General features: G+C 67.7%; 18 protein-coding genes. 10 read left to right on the top strand and 8 right to left on the bottom strand.

The window, feature by feature from the left end:
• The first annotated feature begins 103 nt into the window (after positions 1–103).
• Complete coding sequence (locus tag ASE96_RS16180) at positions 104–1,486, top strand: MFS transporter (RefSeq protein WP_056432708.1); 1,383 nt, start codon at positions 104–106, stop codon at positions 1,484–1,486.
• Positions 1,487–1,617: 131 nt separating this feature from the next.
• Positions 1,618–2,085, top strand: a complete 468-nt coding sequence (locus tag ASE96_RS16175; RefSeq protein ID WP_056432705.1) for an SRPBCC domain-containing protein — start codon at positions 1,618–1,620, stop codon at positions 2,083–2,085.
• 30 nt (positions 2,086–2,115) lie between these two features.
• On the opposite strand, the gene ASE96_RS16170 is transcribed toward ASE96_RS16175, so the two are convergent.
• Positions 2,116–3,015, bottom strand: a complete 900-nt coding sequence (locus tag ASE96_RS16170) for a LysR family transcriptional regulator (protein ID WP_082492808.1) — start codon at positions 3,013–3,015, stop codon at positions 2,116–2,118.
• Between the two features lie 196 nt (positions 3,016–3,211).
• Between ASE96_RS16170 and mmsB the strand changes: the two genes are divergently transcribed.
• Both mmsB and ASE96_RS16160 read left to right on the top strand, forming a co-directional pair.
• Complete coding sequence (mmsB, locus tag ASE96_RS16165; RefSeq protein ID WP_056432699.1) at positions 3,212–4,114, top strand: 3-hydroxyisobutyrate dehydrogenase; 903 nt, start codon at positions 3,212–3,214, stop codon at positions 4,112–4,114.
• Positions 4,115–4,187: 73 nt separating this feature from the next.
• A complete protein-coding gene (locus ASE96_RS16160; protein WP_056432696.1) occupies positions 4,188–5,672 on the top strand; it encodes a CoA-acylating methylmalonate-semialdehyde dehydrogenase in 1,485 nt (494 codons plus the stop codon).
• A gap of 77 nt (positions 5,673–5,749) precedes the next feature.
• Here the strand turns inward: ASE96_RS16160 and ASE96_RS16155 are convergent, their stop codons facing one another.
• Positions 5,750–6,271, bottom strand: coding sequence for a hypothetical protein (locus tag ASE96_RS16155; protein WP_235500306.1), 522 nt, complete (start codon positions 6,269–6,271; stop codon positions 5,750–5,752).
• Positions 6,272–6,419: 148 nt separating this feature from the next.
• Complete coding sequence (locus tag ASE96_RS16150; RefSeq protein ID WP_235500301.1) at positions 6,420–7,295, bottom strand: SGNH/GDSL hydrolase family protein; 876 nt, start codon at positions 7,293–7,295, stop codon at positions 6,420–6,422.
• Between the two features lie 70 nt (positions 7,296–7,365).
• On the opposite strand from ASE96_RS16150, the gene ASE96_RS16145 reads away from it, so the two are divergent.
• Positions 7,366–8,016, top strand: a complete 651-nt coding sequence (locus ASE96_RS16145) for an alpha/beta hydrolase (protein ID WP_056432691.1) — start codon at positions 7,366–7,368, stop codon at positions 8,014–8,016.
• Positions 8,017–8,092: 76 nt separating this feature from the next.
• Here ASE96_RS16145 and ASE96_RS16140 read toward each other — a convergent pair whose 3' ends face one another.
• Positions 8,093–8,329: an RNA-binding S4 domain-containing protein gene (locus ASE96_RS16140; protein ID WP_056432688.1), complete on the bottom strand. Its 237-nt coding sequence runs from the start codon at positions 8,327–8,329 to the stop codon at positions 8,093–8,095.
• Between the two features lie 33 nt (positions 8,330–8,362).
• On the opposite strand from ASE96_RS16140, the gene ASE96_RS16135 reads away from it, so the two are divergent.
• The 3 genes from ASE96_RS16135 (at position 8,363) to ASE96_RS16125 (ending at position 11,997) form a co-directional block, all read left to right on the top strand.
• Positions 8,363–9,331 carry a DMT family transporter gene (locus ASE96_RS16135; protein ID WP_056432685.1) on the top strand — a complete coding sequence of 323 codons (969 nt, stop codon included), beginning with the start codon at positions 8,363–8,365 and terminating at the stop codon, positions 9,329–9,331.
• Positions 9,332–9,592: 261 nt separating this feature from the next.
• Positions 9,593–10,978: a glycine--tRNA ligase gene (locus tag ASE96_RS16130; RefSeq protein ID WP_056432683.1), complete on the top strand. Its 1,386-nt coding sequence runs from the start codon at positions 9,593–9,595 to the stop codon at positions 10,976–10,978.
• Between the two features lie 2 nt (positions 10,979–10,980).
• Positions 10,981–11,997: a GNAT family N-acetyltransferase gene (locus ASE96_RS16125; protein ID WP_056432680.1), complete on the top strand. Its 1,017-nt coding sequence runs from the start codon at positions 10,981–10,983 to the stop codon at positions 11,995–11,997.
• A gap of 81 nt (positions 11,998–12,078) precedes the next feature.
• Here the strand turns inward: ASE96_RS16125 and ASE96_RS16120 are convergent, their stop codons facing one another.
• From ASE96_RS16120 to ASE96_RS16105, 4 genes are all read right to left on the bottom strand, one after another.
• Positions 12,079–13,527: a short-chain fatty acid transporter gene (locus ASE96_RS16120; RefSeq protein ID WP_235500300.1), complete on the bottom strand. Its 1,449-nt coding sequence runs from the start codon at positions 13,525–13,527 to the stop codon at positions 12,079–12,081.
• A gap of 73 nt (positions 13,528–13,600) precedes the next feature.
• Positions 13,601–14,458: a lysophospholipid acyltransferase family protein gene (locus ASE96_RS16115; protein ID WP_056432673.1), complete on the bottom strand. Its 858-nt coding sequence runs from the start codon at positions 14,456–14,458 to the stop codon at positions 13,601–13,603.
• A 1-nt stretch (position 14,459) separates the two neighbouring features.
• The gene (locus ASE96_RS16110) at positions 14,460–15,320 is read right to left on the bottom strand and encodes a DUF1295 domain-containing protein (protein ID WP_056432670.1); all 861 of its coding nucleotides are present in this window, start codon (positions 15,318–15,320) and stop codon (positions 14,460–14,462) included.
• Positions 15,320–16,078 (bottom strand): alpha/beta hydrolase, encoded by a 759-nt coding sequence (locus tag ASE96_RS16105; protein ID WP_056432667.1) that lies wholly within the window; start codon positions 16,076–16,078, stop codon positions 15,320–15,322. The genes ASE96_RS16110 and ASE96_RS16105 overlap by 1 nt, the downstream gene beginning before the upstream one ends.
• 247 nt (positions 16,079–16,325) lie before the next feature.
• Between ASE96_RS16105 and ASE96_RS16100 the strand changes: the two genes are divergently transcribed.
• Both ASE96_RS16100 and ASE96_RS16095 read left to right on the top strand, forming a co-directional pair.
• Positions 16,326–17,699, top strand: a complete 1,374-nt coding sequence (locus tag ASE96_RS16100) for an FAD-binding oxidoreductase (RefSeq protein ID WP_056432664.1) — start codon at positions 16,326–16,328, stop codon at positions 17,697–17,699.
• 85 nt (positions 17,700–17,784) lie between these two features.
• Positions 17,785–19,239 (top strand): YibE/F family protein, encoded by a 1,455-nt coding sequence (locus tag ASE96_RS16095; protein WP_056432661.1) that lies wholly within the window; start codon positions 17,785–17,787, stop codon positions 19,237–19,239.
• The last annotated feature ends 48 nt before the right edge of the window (positions 19,240–19,287 follow it).

The following is a 19,287-nucleotide window of genomic DNA, read 5'->3' as shown; positions in this document are numbered from 1 at the left end:
TTGAGCGTCCATACTCGTTGAGAATGATGCCCGTGTCACACATCACAGGTATCCATTGCCCAGAGGTCCATAGGGTGTCGACGGAGACGCCAAAGGAGTCGAAATGAGTACGCAAAACGCTGCCGCCAGGCGGCCGGAAGAGGAAGACGTCAAAGCGTCAGGCCTCAAGAAAGTAGTAACGGCCTCCATGGCCGGCACCGTTGTCGAGTGGTATGAGTTCTTCCTCTACGCCTCCGCGGCGACCCTCGTCTTCGGCAAGATCTTCTTCCCGAATTCGGGCACGGAGCTGGACGGCATCATCGCCGCGTTCCTGACCTACGCTGTCGGCTTCATCGCCCGCCCGATCGGCGGCATCGTCTTCGGCCACTTCGGCGACAAGTTCGGCCGCAAGCAGCTGCTCCAGCTCAGCATCATCCTGGTGGGTGTCTCCACGTTCCTGATGGGCTGCCTGCCCACCTTCCAGCAGATCGGCTACTGGGCTCCGGCCCTCCTGGTCTTCCTGCGCTTCGCCCAGGGCTTCGCCGTCGGCGGCGAGTGGGGCGGCGCTGTCCTGCTCGTGGCCGAGCACAGCCCCAGCAAGTCCCGCGGTTTCTGGGCCGCGTGGCCGCAGTCGGCCGTTCCGCTGGGCAACCTGCTCGCCACCGGTGTGCTGTTCACTCTGTCCGCCACCCTGTCTTCCGCCGATTTCCTCAGCTGGGGCTGGCGTGTGGCCTTCTGGCTCTCCGCCGTGATCGTGCTGGTGGGCTACTACATCCGGACCAAGGTCACTGACGCCCCCATCTTCCTGGAGGCCCAGAAGGAAGTCACCGTTGAGAAGAAGGGCTACGGCGTCGGCGAAGTATTCCGCCGCTACCCCCGTGGCGTCTTCACCGCGATGGGCCTGCGCTTCGCGGAGAACATCCTCTACTACCTCGTGGTCACGTTCTCCATTACGTACCTGAAGGTCATCGTGCAGACGGACACCTCCCGCATCCTCCTCCTGCTGCTGGTGGCGCACTTCATCCACTTCGCCGTGATCCCCATGGTCGGCAAGCTCTCCGACAACGTCGGCCGCAAGCCGGTCTACATGGCCGGCGCTGTCCTCGGCGGCACCTGGGGCTTCTTCGCCTTCCCGATGATGGACACCAAGAACGACCTCGTCATCCTCGCGGCGATCACCATCGGTCTGCTGTTCCACTCGCTCATGTACGCCGGCCAGCCGGCCATCATGGCTGAAATGTTCCCGACCCGGATGCGCTACTCCGGCGTCTCGCTGGGCTACCAGGTCACCTCGATCGTGGCTGGTTCGATGGCCCCGATCATCGCTGTCGCTCTGCTGAGCCAGTACAAGTCCTCCGTTCCGGTGGCCATCTATCTCCTCGGCGCCTGTGTGGTCACGATGGTGGCCGTGTTCTTCCTCAAGGAAACCCGCGGCATCTCCCTGCACGACGTCGACGCCGCCGATGCCCAGGGCACCGCGGACCTGCTTGCCGCTTCCAAGAAGTAGGTACGGGTAACGACGAATCAACGGCAACAGCCCGGGCCCCGCACTGCGGGACCCGGGCTGTTGCCGTTCGTGCTGTCCGGGCTGCTGGCCGCTCCTGCGGCAGGGACCCAGCGCTGCGCTAGGCTCCGGTTATGCCAATCATCAACAAGTCGCTCGATGCTGCGGACAGGCGGTTGACCCACAACTGGTCCATGGCCGCGCCCCCGGAGCGCATCTGGTGGGGGCTCACCGACTCTGAGGCGTTGCCTCGCTGGCTGGGTCAGCTGACTTCTGGGAGCTTCCTCGTCGGTAACGCCATCACGATTCAGCATGCCGAAGGCTATTTCTGCAGCAGCCGTATTCAGGAGTGTGAACCGGAGCGGATTCTTGGCATGACGTGGGAGTTCCCAGACGAACCACTCTCGCGAGTGAGGATTGTGCTCACCCCCGCCGGTGGGCCAACACACTTGGCGTTGCAGCACGAAGGGCTCGGAAACCAGGCCGCCGACTACCTGCCTGGCTGGCACACACACCTTCTTTACCTTGAAGCGCTGCTCTTGGGTCAGCCCCGCTCCATGGCCGACTTCTGGACCACCTATGAGGGACTAGCCGACTCCTGAATCTCCGGATCGGGGCGCCGCCGCGACAGCTCAGCCTGCCAAGACTGCCTGGCGGGTGGAAATCTCGGTCCGGATGGTCTCGAGGACAGCCTGGACGGGGGCCGAGCGCAGTGATTCCGCGCGTGCCACCGCCCAGATGGGCAGCTGGCGTTGGAAGTCGTCCGGCAGTACCGGAAGGAACGCGGGGTCACCGGCCACCAGGAAATTGGGCAGCAGGCCGATCCCGGCGCCGCGCCGGACGGCCTCCAACTGGGCAAAGATGCTGGTGGCCTGGAAGCTGGACCGCGGGACGGGAAGCTGGGTGGAACGGTGGCCCAGTTCCGCGACCTGCAGCGCCGACTCCACGTAGGAGACAAAACCGTGCTGCCGGACGTCGTCGAGCGTCTCCGGCAGTCCGTGTTCCCGGGTGTACTGCGGGCTCGCATAGAGCCGCAGGAAATAGTTGGACAGGAAAATCGTCTGCGCATTGCTGACGTCCAGGTTGCCCACCACCACTTCGAGGTCCACTCCGGAGCGGTTCTGGCTGACCTTGCGGGTGGCGCTGAGCATTTCGACGTTGAGCATCGGGTGCTGCCGCTGCAGCCGCACGAGGGCCGGCGCAACGAACCCGGCGCCGAAGCCGTCGGGGGTGCTGATACGGACCAGGCCCGAGAGTGCATCTTCGGACTGCGCGATCCGGTTGCTCAGCGCGCCAAGGGTTCCCTCGATCGCCTCGGCGGCGGCCACTGCCTCGTTTCCGAGATCGGTGAGTTCCCAGCCGTGCGGGCTGCGCTCCAGGGTGCGTCCGCCCAATTGTTTGTCCAGGGCCAGGATCCGCCGGGAGATGGTGGTGTGGGTGGTGCCGAGGGTCTCGGCCACCGCATTGAACCTGCCCAGCCGGGCGACGGTCAGCAGGATCAGCAGATCATCCGGACTCGGAAGCCGCCTCACGTCCACAAGAACTCCTCTGGATCCAGGTATGTGCATCCATGCACATACCATCTGTAAATTTTTCCCTTGATTGCACTGTAACAGGGTGTGATGCTTGACACGGACGATCCGGCGGACAGCCGGAGCACACGCACCGCGTACCGCAAACAGCGCAGCAAAGACGCACCGCACGACGCAAAGCAAAGGAGCTTATGCCATGGCAGTAATCGCTTGGATCGGACTGGGGAACATGGGCGGGTCCATGTCGGTGAATCTCGCCAAGGCAGGCCACGACCTCCGCGGATTCGACCTCAACGCGGAGGCCGTAGCCGCCGCGGAGGCAGGCGGCGTGAAGCCTGCCCGAAGCATCGCCGACGCCGTGGACGGGGCCGACGTCGTCTTCACCATGCTCCCGAAGGGCGAGCACGCCCGCGCCGTTTACCTCGGCGACAACGGCGTCCTGGCCCTCGCCGACACGCGCACGCTGCTGGTGGACTCCTCCACCATCGACATCGCCTCCGCCCAGGCCCTGCACGACGCCGCGGCGGCCGCCGGCTTCCGCTTCGTCGACGCCCCGGTGTCCGGCGGCATGAGCGGCGCGAAGGCCGCCACCCTGACGTTCATGATCGGCGGCGAGGCCGGCGCCGTGGCCGAGGCCACCGAATACATCAAGCCGATGGCCGCCAACATCATCCCGACCGGCGGCGCCACCACCGGCCAGGCCGCAAAGATCTGCAACAACCTCATGCTCTTCATCAACCTGGCCTCCACGGCGGAAGGCGCTGTCCTGGCCGACCGGCTCGGGCTGGACAAGCAGGTCTTCTGGGACATCGCTTCGGTCTCCTCCGGCGACAGCTGGGCGCTGCGCACGTGGTACCCGGTCGCCGGCGTGGTTCCCACCGCGGCCTCCAACAATGATTTCGCCCCGACATTCACCACCGAGCTGGCGAACAAGGACATCGGACTCGCCATCAGCGCCGCACGGGACACCGGCACCCCGCTGGAAATCGGCGAGCACGTCCAGCAGCTTTTCCAGCGCCTCATCGACTCCGGCCAGTCCGGCACGGACTGCTCCGCGATCGTCAAGCTGGTGGACGGCTCCCTCGACGCCGCCAAATAGCCGCCCCTGCCAGTTCCCCGCAAAGCGGCCCCGCCGCGGCCCCGTACACAGCACCACGAAAGAGACATACCCCATGGAACGCATTCCGCACTTCATCAACGGCGCCCTGATTTCCGACGCCGAGCGCTACGGGCCGGTCTTCAACCCGGCCACCGGAGAGCAGGAGAAAGAGGTGGCGCTGGCCTCCGCCGCCCGCGTCGAGGAGGCCATCCAGGCCGCCCGCGCCGCCCTGCCCGGCTGGCGCGCCACCAGCCTCGCCAAGCGCACCAACATCTTCTTCAAGGTCCGCGAACTGCTGATGCAGCGCCGGCCCGAGCTGGCGGCCCTGCTGACCAGCGAACACGGCAAGGTCCTCTCCGACGCCGAGGGCGAGATCACCCGCGGCCTGGAGAACATTGAGTTCGCCACCGGACTGTCCCACATGCTCAAAGGTGAGCGCTCCGAGCAGGTGGCCGGCGGCGTCGACGTCCACTCGGTGCGCCAGCCGGTGGGTGTGGTCGCCTGCATCACGCCGTTCAACTTTCCGGCCATGGTGCCGCTCTGGATGATCGGCAGCGCCCTGGCCTGCGGCAACACCGTGCTGCTCAAGCCCAGCGAAAAGGACCCGTCCTCGGCCATCTTCATCGCGGAGGTCTTCGCCGAGGCCGGCCTGCCCGCCGGTGTGCTCAACGTGGTCCACGGCGACAAGGAGGCCGTGGACGTCCTGCTGGAGCACCCCGACGTCAAGGCCATCAGCTTCGTCGGCTCGACGCCGATTGCCCAGTCCATCTACAAGCGCGCCGCCGACCACGGCAAGCGCGTGCAGGCCCTGGGCGGGGCGAAGAACCACATGGTGGTCCTGCCGGATGCGGACCTGAACATGGCCGCCGACGCAGCCGTCTCGGCAGCCTACGGCTCCGCGGGCGAGCGCTGCATGGCGGTCAGCGTCCTGGTGGCCGTCGGAAACATCGCCGATGAGCTGGTCGAGGCGATCAGCACCCGCATGGCCACGCTCAAGATCGGCCCCGGCACCGACCCGGCATCACAGATGGGCCCGCTCATCACCGCCGAGCACCGCGACAAGGTGGCCTCCTACGTCGCCGGCGCGGCCCAGGAAGGCGCCACCGTGGTGGTGGACGGCCGGGACCAGGCCTTCGACTCCAACGGCTTCTTCATCGGCGTCAGCCTGGTTGACCACGTCAAGCCCGGCATGAAGGTCTACGACGACGAGATCTTCGGCCCGGTCCTGTCCGTGGTCCGCGTCGAGACCTACGCCGACGCCGTCAAGCTCGTCAACGACAACGAGTTCGGCAACGGCGTGGCGATCTTCACCCGGGACGGCGGCGCCGCGCGGCAGTTCGAGTTCGACGTCGAGGCCGGCATGGTGGGCGTCAACGTGCCGATCCCCGTCCCGGTCGGCACGTTCTCCTTCGGCGGCTGGAAGAATTCGCTCTTTGGTGACACCCACATGTACGGCCCGGAGAGCATCCGCTTCTATACCCGCGGCAAGGTGGTCACTACCCGCTGGCCGGACCCGTCCACCTCCGTGATCGACCTCGGCTTCCCCCAGGTCGACTGACGCCTGCCCCGACGAAAGGGGGCCCTGCAGCACTGCTGCAGGGCCCCCTTTCGTCGGCCTTGTTGGTGTGGCGCCGGTTAGCCCTTCATGATCTCGGCGCGCTGGGCCATGTAGTCCTCCATGGTGAGGTCGCCGTCGCTGTAGCGCTGGTCCAGTTCCGCGAGCTTGCGCGCCCGGAATCCCTGCGGCGCCGTCGGTGACGGCGGCGGCGGGGGCACTGCGGGGCCGGGCTGGTTGGCCGGGTAGTCGGGGCTGTCCTCGTAGGGGACCGGGGGCTGGTACGCCTGCTGCCCCGGGTACGGCTGGCCCGAATTCTGCTGGCCCGGGTACGGCTGCCCCGGATTCTGCTGGCCATACGGCTGGTTTGCCGGGGGAGCGGGCTGCCGGGGAGCGCCCAGCTGGCCGAAGGCCCCGTAGTAGTCCCGTTGGGTGAATCCGTCACGCGGCTGCTTGTTCTGCTGGCCGGGGTAGTTTCCGGGAGCATCCCCCGGGAACTGCCCGAACTGGCCAGGGTAGCCGCCCGGCATACCCTGGTCCCGGTTCCGTCCGCGCACCGACTTCTTGTAGTAGCGCATCGCCATCGGGATCAGGAATGACAAAATGATGATCCAAAAGAACAAACTGTTCACAGCACCGGGCCTCTCAGGAAGTGTCCTTCCAGCTTAACGCCCGCGGCCATCCGTCAGTGCCCGCGCGGCCGTGCCCGGCTGCCTCGCGGCCGGGGCAGCTTAGAACTCAGGGCAGGGGTCAGGAGCGCACTGGCTCTTCGGCGCCGGGCGGACCCTCGCCCGAGCCGAGCGGCATCCCGGGGCCGAAGACCGGCCCGGGGAGCGGACGTTTGGCCGTGATGCCGTCGCCGGAGGAGCGGTGCCGGAGCCGGCGGACCACCCACGGCACAAAGTACTCGCGGGCCCAGACCAGATCGCCGGAGCGCGCCTGCCGCCAGCTTTGCTGCGGGAGGGGCTTGGGGGAGAGCGGCTCCAGGGTGTGCTCGACGTTGAGGGAATCCAAGACCATGGCCGCGATGGTGTGATGGCCCAACGGGGAGAAGTGCAGGCGGTCCACGTCCCACATCTGCGGATCGTTCAGCTGCCGCAGGGACCACATGTCCGCGATGACGGCGTCGTGCCGCGCCGCGACGGTGCGGAGGTTCTCGTTGTAGATCGCCACCTTGCTGCGCACCCGCCCCAGCACGGATGAACCGGTGTCGGGGCCGTTGAACAGCACCACCGTGGCGCCGGCCAGGGTGAGGATCTGCACCACCGAGTCCAGCTTTTCCGCCAGGGCATCTGGATCGCCACCGGGACGGATCAGGTCGTTCCCGCCGGCGGAGAGCGTCACGAGGTCGGGCCGGAGGGACAGGCAGTGCGCAAGCTGCTGGTCCACGATCTGTTGCAGGAGCCGGCCGCGGACGGCCAGGTTGGCGTAGGCGAAGCCTTCGTGGCCGCGGCTGAGCTCCTCGGCCACACGGTCTGCCCAGCCCCGGTGGCCCCCCGGACTGGCCGGCTCGGGATCACCGATGCCTTCCGTGAAGGAATCCCCCATGGCCACGTAGCGGGTCCAGGGGTGGGTCACGGCATTGTCTGGAGTGTTCTCCATGGCTTCGGTTTCGCTCACCTTCATATGGTGCACTGTTCCTGCAAAGCTACGCCACCGTAGGTTGTTACCAACGGGTAACTGTAAGAATGGAGCCATGACTCACGCCGCTGCCTTCCCCGCCCCCGTTGTCCTATGGTCGAAGCCCGAAGAGGAGCGCGCCGGAAAACCGCTCCTGGTCCTGCTGCACGGCTACGGAGCCAACGAAGAGGATCTCCTGAGCCTGGCGGACCTGCTGCCGCAGGAATTCGTGGTGGCCTCGGTGCGCGCTCCGATGGTGTCCGGGGCCGGCTTCACGTGGTTCCCGCTGACCGCCTCGATCGACTACTCCCTCGACGCGGTCAACGATGCCGCCTCATACGTGGAGAACTGGCTCGATACCGTCCGGCCCAACCACCCTTCCGTGACGCTGCTGGGCTTTTCCATGGGGATGGCCTTGGCCACCACGCTGCTGCGGCGCCGGCCCGCCGACTACGCCGCCGTCGTCGGGCTGTCCGGTTTTGCCGTCGACGCCGACGGTGACCCCGCCTTCCGCGACGCGGAACTGGACGGGACGGTGCCGATGTTCTGGGGCCGCGACCAGCAGGACCCGGTGATCACGCCGGACAAGGTCGAGTTCACCATGGGCTGGGTGCGCAAGCACGTGAAGCTCACCAAGGTGCTTTACACCGGGATGTGGCACGGCATCAACCAGCAGGAAATCGGACACGTTTCCGAGTTCCTCACGCACGGGGTGCTGAACAAGTAGGCCCACGAGGCGAGTAAACCTCACGACGGTGGGCGGGTTGCCGCCCGTCGTCCGGCGCCCTGCCCCGGTGCCGGGGCTAGGCTCCGGCGGGAGTGCTGATCCGCACGGTCCGGCCGTTGACGGTGACCGTGTCGCCGTGGTGGAGCTGGCGGCCGCGGCGTTCGTCGATCTCACCGTTGACCTTGACGAGCCCGGCTTTGATCAGCTCCGCCGCCTCCACTCCGTCCTCCACCAGGCTGGCGAGCTTCAGTAGCTGGCCGAGCCGGATCATGTCGTCGCGGATGGGGATTTCTTCAATTTCCGGGTTGCTCATACAAGCAATAATGCCTGACGTAAGGTGACAGCAATGACCCACACTCCCCGGCTTCCGTTCCTCGCGGGGCTGCCCCTCGCGGTGGCGGCGGGGCTGCTAATGCCTGTCCAGGGCAGGATCAACGGCGCCCTCGGGGCGGCGCTCGCTGACGGGATCGCCGCAGCGGTGGTGAGTTTCACCATCGGGCTGGCCCTGATGATTGTGATCTCGCTTGCGCTGCCACGCGGCCGGGCCGGGCTGCGGGGCATCCTCCCGGCCGTCCGGGAGCGCAAGTTCCCGCCCTACTACCTCCTGGCCGGTTGTATCGGCGGGTTCTTCGTCTTTGCGCAGTCCTTCACCGTGGGCCTGTTGGGGGTCGCCCTGTTTACCGTCGCCACCGTGACCGGGCAGACCCTGAGCGGGCTGCTCGTGGACAGGATGGGGATCGGCCCGGCCGGCAAGAGATCCATCACCGGGATCCGGGTGATCGGCAGCATCCTGACCGTCGCCGCCGTCGCCTGGGCCGTCTCGCCGCGGTTCTCCGGCGCCGGGCCGGGCCCCGGGGAACTGCTGGTTCCGGTGCTCCTTCCGGTGCTGGCCGGGTTTCTCATGAGCTTCCAGCAGGCCATGAACGGCACGGCCGCGGTGCATTACGGCACGCCCATTGCGGCGACCCTGATGAATTTCATCGCGGGGTCGGTCATGCTGTGGGCCGCCTGGCTGATCAAGACGGCCGTTACGGGACCGGGCAACGCGCTGCCGGGGGAGTGGTGGTATTACCTGGGCGGGCCCCTGGGGTGTGTGTTTATCGGGGTCGGGGCACTGCTGGTCCGCAGCCTGGGCGTGCTGGTGACGGGACTCGGCATGATCGCCGGCCAGCTGCTGGGCTCCCTGGGGCTGGACCTTGCCTTCCCGGCGCCCGGCACCGTGGTGGCGCTGCCCACCGTGCTCGGAACCCTGCTGACGCTCGCCGCGATCGTGCTCGCGAGCCTGCCCTGGCCCAAAGGTGCGCTTGGGCGGTGACACTGGAGCGGTAACCCGCACGACGCCGGGCGGCCGTCCTGACGCTGACGGACCGGAAACTGGCGGCGCCCGGAGCCGGCAGGCCGGTAGGCTAGGAGGCGCAGCTTCCTGCGCCGCCATCGTTCAGTACCGCACCTTGTTGTGTGTGCTGTTGGGCGGACAAGTTTTGCGTTTTTGTAGTGCCCCGTCCGGCAACCAGCCGGGGTCCCGGGGCTGAGACCGCGGACCGCACCCAGCGGCCCTGTAGAAAGTGGAGTTCCCATGGCAGCAAAATCCGTCCTCGACCAGATCATTTCCCTCGCCAAGCGCCGGGGTTTCGTATTCCAGGCCGGTGAAATCTATGGTGGCTCGCGTTCTGCCTGGGACTACGGGCCCCTCGGTGCCGAGCTGAAGGAAAACATCAAGCGCCAGTGGTGGCAGTCCGTGGTCCGCGGCCGCGAGGACGTCGTTGGCCTCGACTCCTCGGTCATCCTGCCCCGCCAGGTCTGGGAGGCGTCCGGCCACGTCGACGTGTTCTCCGACCCGCTGGTGGAGTGCCTCTCCTGCCACAAGCGCTACCGCGCAGACCACCTCGAGGAAGAATACGAGGAGAAGAAGGGCCGGCCGGCCGAGAACGGCCTCAAAGACATCGCCTGCGCCAACTGCGGCACCCGCGGCGAGTGGACCGAACCCCAGGAATTCTCCGGCCTTCTCAAGACCTACCTCGGCCCGGTGGCCAGCGAAGAGGGCCTGCACTACCTGCGCCCCGAAACGGCCCAGGGCATCTTCGTCAACTTCAGCAACGTCCTCACCACCTCCCGCAAGAAGCCCCCGTTCGGCATCGGCCAGATCGGCAAGTCCTTCCGCAACGAGATCACCCCGGGCAACTTCATTTTCCGCACGCGTGAGTTCGAGCAGATGGAGATGGAATTCTTCGTCGAGCCCGGCACGGACGAGCAGTGGCACCAGTACTGGATGAAGGAACGCATGTCCTGGTACACCGGCCTCGGCATCAGGGAAGACAACCTGCGCTTCTTCGAGCACCCGCTGGAGAAGCTCAGCCACTACTCCAAGGGCACCACGGACATCGAATACCGCTTCGGGTTCCACGGCTCGGAGTGGGGCGAGCTCGAGGGCATCGCCAACCGCACGGACTTTGACCTCTCCACGCACGCCAAGGCGTCCGGCCAGGACCTGAGTTACTTCAACCAGGCCACCAACGAGCGCTACACCCCGTACGTGATCGAGCCCGCGGCCGGCCTCACCCGGTCCTTCATGGCGTTCATGATCGATGCGTACACCGAGGACGAGGCACCCAACGCCAAGGGAGGCGTCGACATCCGCACCGTGCTCAAGCTCGATCCGCGCCTGGCCCCGGTCAAGGCGGCCGTGCTGCCGCTGAGCCGCAACGAGGACCTGTCCCCGAAGGCCAAGGACCTCGCCGCCCAGCTGCGCAAGAGCTGGAACATCGAGTTCGACGACGCCGGCGCCATCGGCCGCCGCTACCGCCGCCAGGACGAGATCGGCACCCCGTTCTGCATCACCGTGGACTTCGAGACGCTGGACGACCAGGCCGTCACCATCCGCGAACGCGACACCATGAGCCAGGAACGCGTCTCCCTGGACAAGGTGGAGGGCTACCTGGCCGCACGGCTGATCGGCGCCTGATCATGGCGATTGCATACCGTGAATGGCGCGACGGCGATGACCTCGCCCTCCTGGAAATCTGGGGCGGGCCCGAAACCGAACAGGCCCGGCAGTTCCGCGGCACCCTGGCACCCTCGGGCAACTCGCCGTGGCGCCGGTGCATCGTCGCCGAGGACATTGTCGACGGTGTGGCCATCCCGGTTGCGGCCGGTGTGGTCCACGAGGCCTCGCTGCACCCGGAACGGCTCTGGGCCTACATCGAGGTGGATCGGCACCACCGCCGCACCGGCGTCGGCTCCACCCTGCTGACCATGCTGCGGCACGAAGCCGCACAGTCGCCGTCGGGCATCTCCCGGCTCCGGACCAAGGTGGAACCGGGCACCCCCGGCGCGGCCTTCGCGGAAGCCGCCGGCCTCGCCCCGATCCAGCGGTCCCGGCTGGTCGTCGTGGAGCCGGGGGCGCTCCGGCTGCCCGTCTTCGGTGACGGTTCCGAGGCCGCCGCCTCCGAGCAGGTCGAGGACCTGGCCACCGGCTCGGTGGAGCTCAGCGACGTTGTGGGGCGGTACTACACGGCTGTTCACGGATGGGACAGCCCCGGCGACCTCAGCATCGCGACGGTCCAGCGGTTGTTCCTGGACGAGCTCAGCGGAGCCCACGGCGCAATTGTGCTCCGGGCGCCGAAGGCCAGCGCGTTCGGCCAGGGGGTGGCGCCCAGCAGGAAGGGCCGGCTCGAGGCCTTCGCCATCAGCTACGCCGAGCTCGCCGCGGCAGACAACGCGGCGGGGGCCCATGGGGAGGGCGGGACGCCCGCGTCCGGCCAGCCGACCGACGTGTTCCTGGGCCACGATCCGAAACTCACCGCGGACGAGGCACAGGCCGCCGTCCGGGACCTGCTGGCGCTGATTGCGTTCCAGCACCCCGTGATGCTGGAACTGGACGACTCGATGGAGGCGCTGCGCGCCGTCGTCGAGCCCCTGCTGGAGACCGGCAAGGCCCGTGTCCGGGGCGCCGAAACGCTCGTCGTTTCGGACCCCGCCTAGGACTTAACCCAGCTGACCCGCAGTAGTGGAACTACTGCGGGTCAGCTGCGTTTAAGGTGGGTGGCGTTTGGGGCAGGGTGGCTACTTGCCCGGCGGCATCACCGGCGGAACGAAGTCGAAGGTCATGCCCAGGAGCCAGACGAGCAGCAGCACCACCGGCAGGTGGAAGACGAACTGCAGGAACGTGAAGCCGACCAGGTCGCGGGCCCGCAGCCGCAGCACCGCCAGCAGCGGCAGCATAAAGAACGGGTTGATCAGGTTCGGCAGGGCCTCGGCGATGTTGTAGATCTGCACCGTCCAGCCGAGGTTCATCTGCACATCCGTGGCGGACTGCATCACATACGGCGCCTCCACGAGCCACTTGCCGCCGCCCGAGGGGACCAGCAGGCCCAGCAGCGCCGTGTACAGCGCAATCACGACGGCGAAGCCGCCGCCGCTGCCGATTCCCGAGAAGAACTCGGCCAAATGCGCGGAGATTGTCATGCCGCCGTGGCCGGTGGCCTTGGTCAGGATCGCGGCCATCGCGGCGTAGAGCGGGAACTGGACCAGGATGCCGGCTGTCGCGGGGACCGCCTTGGTGACGGCCTGGAGGAAGTTCCGCGGGGTGCCGTGCAGCACCAGGCCCAGGATCAGGAAGACCAGCAAATAGCCGTTGAGGCTGCTCACCACGGTCAGGAAGGGCTTGGTCAGGAACTGCGAGACCAGCCATCCGAGCGTCAGGACCCCGGCCAGGACGGGCAGGAGCTTGCTGTATTCGAGCCATTCGCCCGGGCGGGAGCGCGGCGCCGGTTCGCTGGGTTCGTCGTCGAGGTCGACGCCCAGATCCGCCGCAGTGCGGATGGCCCCGCCCTGCGGCGCGGAAAAGTGCGCGATCACCGTGGTGAGCGCCATCAGGATGGCCAGGGTCAGCAGCGACTGCCACGTGAAGATGGTGGTGCCGAAGTCCAGGATGCCGGTGATCTTCAGCAGGGCCGGCGGCAGCGAGGCCTCGGTGGCCTGCAGCTGCGCCGCGGAGGAGGACAGGCCCAGCGCCCAGACGGCACCAAGGCCCATGAACGCTGCGGCGCCCAGGGCGCGGTAGTCCACGGTCAGGTCCCTGCGGCGCGCGATGGCACGGGCCAGCAGGCCGCCGAAGATCAGGCTGAGTCCCCAGTTGAGGACGGACACGGACATGGACATCAGCGCCACGAAGCTCACGGCGGTACGTGCGGTGGCAGGAACCAGGGCCAGCCGGTTGATCAGCTTCGCTACGGGCGGGGAGGTTGCCACGACATAGCCGGTCAGCACCACCATGGCCATCTGCAGGGTGAAGGCGGTGAGGTCCCAGAAGCCGTTGCCGAAGGAATCGGCGATCGACTGGGGCGAGGCGCCGATGGCCAGGGCGGCCAGGGCGATGATCATGACGCCGGCCAGAGCGAAGACGTACGCGTCGGGGAACCACTTCTCGGTCCACGCCGCCATCCGTTGGGCTATTCGGGCGAGACCGCGTTCTTCGCCGATGCCGCTTTTCGTCAGGACTGTGTTTGCCACAGAGGAGTACCTCTCCATTGAGTGCGATTTTGTACCCCATGGAGTTTAGTCAAGACGATCGCGGAAACCGGGCTTATCGGCGCCGGCCCCCTGCGCGCCGCGGACCCTCGGCCTGGTCCAGGCGCTGCCGTTCCTCGTCGCTGGGCGCCCCGCCGCCCAGTTCCGCCGGCATCCACCACGCGCCCGGAGCCGGTTTCAAGGGGAAGTCCGCGATGCAGGCATCGATTCCGGCCTGGAGGGTTGCGCGCAGCGCCTCCGTGGCCGCCACGGCGTCCCGGGACGGGGCCATGATTACCGGTTCAAGGGTCACCGGTTCGCCGACATGGATCCGCACCGGGGCACGCCAGGCGCGGGCGGGGGAGAATCCGTGGCGGCGGGTCATCAGCCGGTGCGCGCCCCAGACGGAGACCGGAATGACCGGCACCCCGGCTTCTGCCGCCATCCGCACGGCTCCGGTCTTGCATTCGCGCACACGGAAACTGCGGCTGACACCGGCTTCTGGCAGGATCGCGATGTACTCGCCCGCCCGGAGCCGGGCGACGGCGGCGTCGTAGGCGTGGGTTCCGCTCTCATAACCGACCACAACGTGCCCGGCGGCACTGATGGCGGGCCCGGCAAACCAGTGGTCAGCGGCCCCCTGGGTGACAAGGAAGCGCAACTGGGCCCTGGTGTGCCGCCACAACAGCAATTCGGCGAACGCGAAGTCGAGGTAGCCGAAGTGCGTAATGGCGACGACGGCGCCCCGGCCCGGGACCACCCGGCGGGACGGTCCGTGCGGGGTGTTGCTGTTTGGGTCGCTGCGCGGCTCCGGCGGGGGGAGGTGCTCCTGTCCGGTCACAATGACGCGGATCCGGAACAGCCAGCGCAGCGCCAGGCCGGTGCGGACAATGAACCGGTAGAAGCGGTCGCTGGGCCGGGGGCGCCAGGGCATGTCAGCGCCCGCCCGGCTTCTGTTGGTCGGGCTGGGGTCCGCCCGGCCGGTGCCCGCCGCTGCGCGGCCGGCGCGGCGGCAGCGGCAGGAAACCCGAAGTGGATTCCACGTACTCCTTATAGCCGGGGCGGGCGGACATGGCCTTCTCGGTGAGGGGCTTGCCGGATTTGCCGGCGAGCAACCAGATCATCAGCGCGGGGGAGAGGACAGTCAGCACGCCCGGCCAGGAATCAGCGGCCACCAGGAATATCCCGGCCCAGACGGCGGCGTCGCCGAAGTAGTTCGGGTGGCGCGTGTAACGCCAGAGCCCGGTGTCGAGCACAGTTCCGCGCCTCGACGGATCGGCCTTGAACTGCGACAGTTGCCAGTCACCGACCGTCTCGAAGACAAAACCGACTACCCAGAGCACCACGCCCAGCCAGGCCAGCCAGCCGAGGTCTCCGGTGCTGAACATTCCCACCTGGACCGTGAGCGAGACGAAGAACAGGATCACGCCCTGCGGCAGGTAGACCTTGCGCAGTGCGTAGACGTTGCGGGACCCCGGGGCGGAGGAGAGCATGTCCACGTACCGGGGGTCCTCGTGACCGCCCCGGGCCCGGAGGCCGATGTGGAGGGCCAAGCGGATGCCCCACACCGCCACGAGCGCCAGCAGCAGCAGGCGGCGGGCGCCGTCGCCGTGTCCGGCCGAAAGGAACCAGGAGATGGCGGCCGCGACGACGAAGCCGAGCCCCCAGACGGTGTCGATGACGGAATGGCGGCTCTGGCGGACTCCGACGGCGAACGTGACGGCCAGCAGGGCCGCGATCCCGGCCGCAACCCATGGCAGGCTGGCCAGGAAAGCCCCCAGCGGGAAGTCCGGCATCACAGCACCACCGGGAGGCTGGCGCCGGACGCGGGCAGGAGGCTGCGGAACGCGTCGGCGCCGCCGTCGACGTTCCGGCCTGAACTGCGGGCGAAGGCATCAAGGATGAAGCCGTTCGCGAGTGAGTTCCACAGGCCCACCCGCCGGAACATAAAGTGCCCGGCCCCTTTGAGGGCGACGTAGTCCACGGACTCCGCGACGCCGTCGGCCCGGCGGGCGTAGGCGAGCGAGTTCGCGGGGCTGGTCCAGCGGTCCTCGGTGCCATGGACAATCAGGATCCGGCGGCCGGCCACCCGGTTCACCGGGGTTTCGCCGTTGAGCCAGGGCGCGAGGGCGACGACGGCCTCCACTTGCGGGTGGTCCGCGACGCAAAGCGCGGTCAGGCCGCCCATCGAGTGGCCGAGGAGATAAATGGGGACGCCGGGGTGTTCGCGGCTGATGTGGGAGAGCGCCCAGCGGGCGTCCTCGACGGGGGACATGTCCTTCCCGTTCCAGCCCCGGTACCGGTTCCGGAGGGTCCAGACCGCCAGCCCGTCGCCGCCGCCCGCACGCCGGAGGGCCCGTGCGAAGGGCAGCATCCGGGCGGGGCTGAGGTGCGTCCCACGGACGGATTCATAGCTGTCCGCGCGGCCGCCGTGCAGGACCAGGGCGACCCCCCGGGTTTCCCCGGCGGCCCCGGCAATGCTCAACACGGCCCTGGCGCCTGCCCCGGCGCCCGGCGCTGCAGGTTCACGGTCGTCTACCTTGCGTTTGGCCACGCTGTGTCCTCCACGTCTCGTCCGTCAATTCCATCATGCTATTGAACATTCGGAGCGGCGCCTCCGGAAGATGGGGCGGCGTAATCGCCGTCGTGCGGTGCTGCCCCTCCGGCCGCGGGCCGGATCCCCTTGACGGTTCCGGGGCGGAGGAGTAAGCCAGTGCTCGTAAACCTCCGGACGTCATGCCGGCTGGGAGCACAGAGATCGCCGTCCGGGTCGGAACCACGACGAAATCGACGGTACAGAAATGAACGGAACGATCTTCGATAGCCTGCGCGAGCAAGTCCGCGGGCAGGTCATCACGCCCGGCGATGCGGACTACGACGCCGCGCGGGCAGTGCACAACGGAATGATCGACAAGCGGCCGGCCGCGGTGGTCCGCGTGTCGCAGGTGGCGGACGTCATCGCCAGTGTCAACTTCGCCCGGGACAACTCCCTGGACCTGGCCGTCCGCGGCGGGGGCCACAGCGCCCCGGGGTTCGGAACCTGGGATGATGCCCTCGTCATCGACTTCGTCAATACCAGGGGCGTCCGGGTCGATCCGGCAAACAGGACGGCACGCTCCGAGGCCGGGGCCACGTGGGCGGACTTCAATCACGCCACGCACGCCTTCGGGCTGGCGACCCCCGGCGGCATCGTCGGCACCACAGGCGTCGCCGGGCTCACCCTCGGCGGAGGGATAGGCTACCTGGCCCGGAAATACGGGCTCAGTTGCGACAACCTCATCTCGGCCGACGTCGTCACCGCGGACGGGAAGTTCCTCACGGCCAGTGAAAGCGAGAACGACGACCTTTTCTGGGCGCTGCGCGGCGGTGGTGGGAATTTCGGCGTCGTGACCTCACTGGAATACCGTCTGCACCCGGTGGACATGGTGTACGTCGGTATCGTCGTCTACCCCCTGGAGCACGCCGAAACCGTGTCGAGGTTCTATCGGGACCACCTGGCGTCGGCACCCGAAGAACTGGGAGCCTTTCTGGCGTTCGCCCTGGGCCCGCCGGTGCCGTTCCTGCCCGAGGAGTGGCACGGGAAGCCGGTCTGCATAGTGGTCGGGATGTGGACCGGAGACCAGACCGAGGGTGCGGCCTGCTGGCAGCCATTCCTCGACGTCGCCCCGGTGGCGGGTTCCATGATGGGACCGATGCCCTACCCGGCCCTCAACCAGGCCTTCGATGCCCTGCAGCCCAAGGGAATCCTGAGCTATTGGAAAGCGGACTTCATGACGGATCTCACGGACGCGGCCATCGGAGAGCACATCCGCTACGGGGCAACGATTCCCACCGTCCAAACCGCCGTGCATCTTTACCCCATTGACGGAGCGGTCCAGCGCGTGGGGACGACAGAAACAGCGTTCGCCAACCGTGACGTGAAGTTCGCCCCGGTTATTGCCGCTTTCTGGGACAACCCGGCAGACAATGATGCAAGAGTCAGCTGGGTGCGGGAATACGCGGAGGCGCTCCGCCCCCATTCGGCTCCCGGCGGCTATATCAACTTCATGGACCGCGACGATCTGCCCCGGGTCGCGGAAAACTACGGGCCGAACTACACCCGCCTGCGCGGGATCAAGGCCAAATACGATCCGCAGAACCTCTTCCACGTGAACCAGAACATCTCGCCCGGGTAGCCTTTTGCGGGCATTCCCGGCACGTCACGCGTCCTGACGGCGCCCCGAAACCCCGTAAAGTCTTCGGCATGAGGTTGAACTGCTGATGGGCGCCGGACATTCACACGCTCCACAAGGGCAGACGGAACCGACGCCCCGGGCGCTCGCCGCCCGGAAGCGGGCCAACCTCATTCTGGCCGCCATCCTGATCCCGCTGACGCTGCTCACGCTCGTGGCGATGGCGTTGCTGTGGCCCTCGGGCAGCAAAGAGGGGATCACGCTGGCCAGCCCCTACGCGGCCGCACCGGGAGTCACGTTCGACACCGGAAAGATCCAGCGCGTTGTCACCGGCAGCTGCATGGACGCCACCCAGCAGGGACCGGCCGGGGCGGACGCGGCGCCGCAGCAGGGGTCCGAGTGCACTTTTGCGTTCACGGACCCGGACCGGGGCGGCAACCCCGTCAAGGTGGTCATCAACCCCGACGTCGCCAAATCCCACGGCGTGAAGACCGGCGACAACATCCGCTACCTGAATCTCTCCAAGGCCCAGGGCGCCGCCGCGCAGGGCACCCCGGCCTACGTCTTCGTCGACTTCGTCCGGACCCTGCCGATCATTTTCCTCGCGGTACTCTATGCCGTCGTCGTGATCGCCGTCGCGCGCTGGCGCGGGCTGCGCGCGCTGATCGGCCTCGTCGGCGCCTACGGTGTGCTGGTGTCCTTTATGCTCCCGGGACTGGTGGAGGGCAAGCCGCCGCTCCTGCTGGCGCTGGTGGGGTCCACCGTCATCATGATCGGGGTGCTGTATTTCGCCCACGGCTTCTCCGCCCGGACCTCGACGGCACTGCTTGGCACGATGTTCGGCCTGGCGATTACCGCGCTGCTTGCCGCCTGGGCCACCGACGCCGCCAACCTCGCGGGCGTCGGCAGCCATGATTCCGCCACCCTCGCGAACATCTCGGACAACATCTCCATCTCCGGCATCATTCTCTGCGGCCTCATTATTTCCGGCCTGGGCGTCCTCAACGACGTCACCATCACCCAGTCCTCGGCCGTGTGGGAGCTCTGGGAACTGGCCCCGGAAACGTCCGCCCGCCAGCTCTTCACCTCAGCCATGCGGATCGGCCGGGACCACATCGCCTCAACCGTGTACACCATCGCGTTCGCCTACGCCGGTGCGGCCCTGCCGGTGCTGATCCTGGTGATGCTCTACGAGCGGCCACTCGGTGACGCCCTCACCAGCGCCGAGCTCTCCGAGGAAGTCATCCGCACTCTCGTCGGCTCGGTCGGGCTGGTCCTGGCGATCCCGGTCACCACGCTGATCGCCGTGCTCGTGGTCAAGGCAACGGGAATGAAGGCCGCCGGCACGACGGCAACCGGCGTCGGGTCTTCCCGGAGCAGGGCCTTGGAAGACAGCGCACTCAGCGACGACGCCGGCCGGCGGCCGGAGGTCGACGTCGACGCGCCCGACGAGGCCCTCGAAACGGCGCCGGCGGGGCGCCGCGGGGCGTTCGACACGCCGCCGGAGGGGCGCCGCGGGCGCCGTGCCGCCGTCCCGGACTGACGCCGGGTTTTCCACATGGCCGGCGCGGATCCTGCCGATTTGCCCGGA

The sequence above is a fragment of the Arthrobacter sp. Leaf69 genome (assembly GCF_001422645.1).
Classification (GTDB): Bacteria; Actinomycetota; Actinomycetes; order Actinomycetales; family Micrococcaceae; genus Arthrobacter.
The sequence above is the reverse complement of the archived record's forward strand: the minus strand, read 5'-3'. Positions and strand labels throughout refer to the sequence as shown.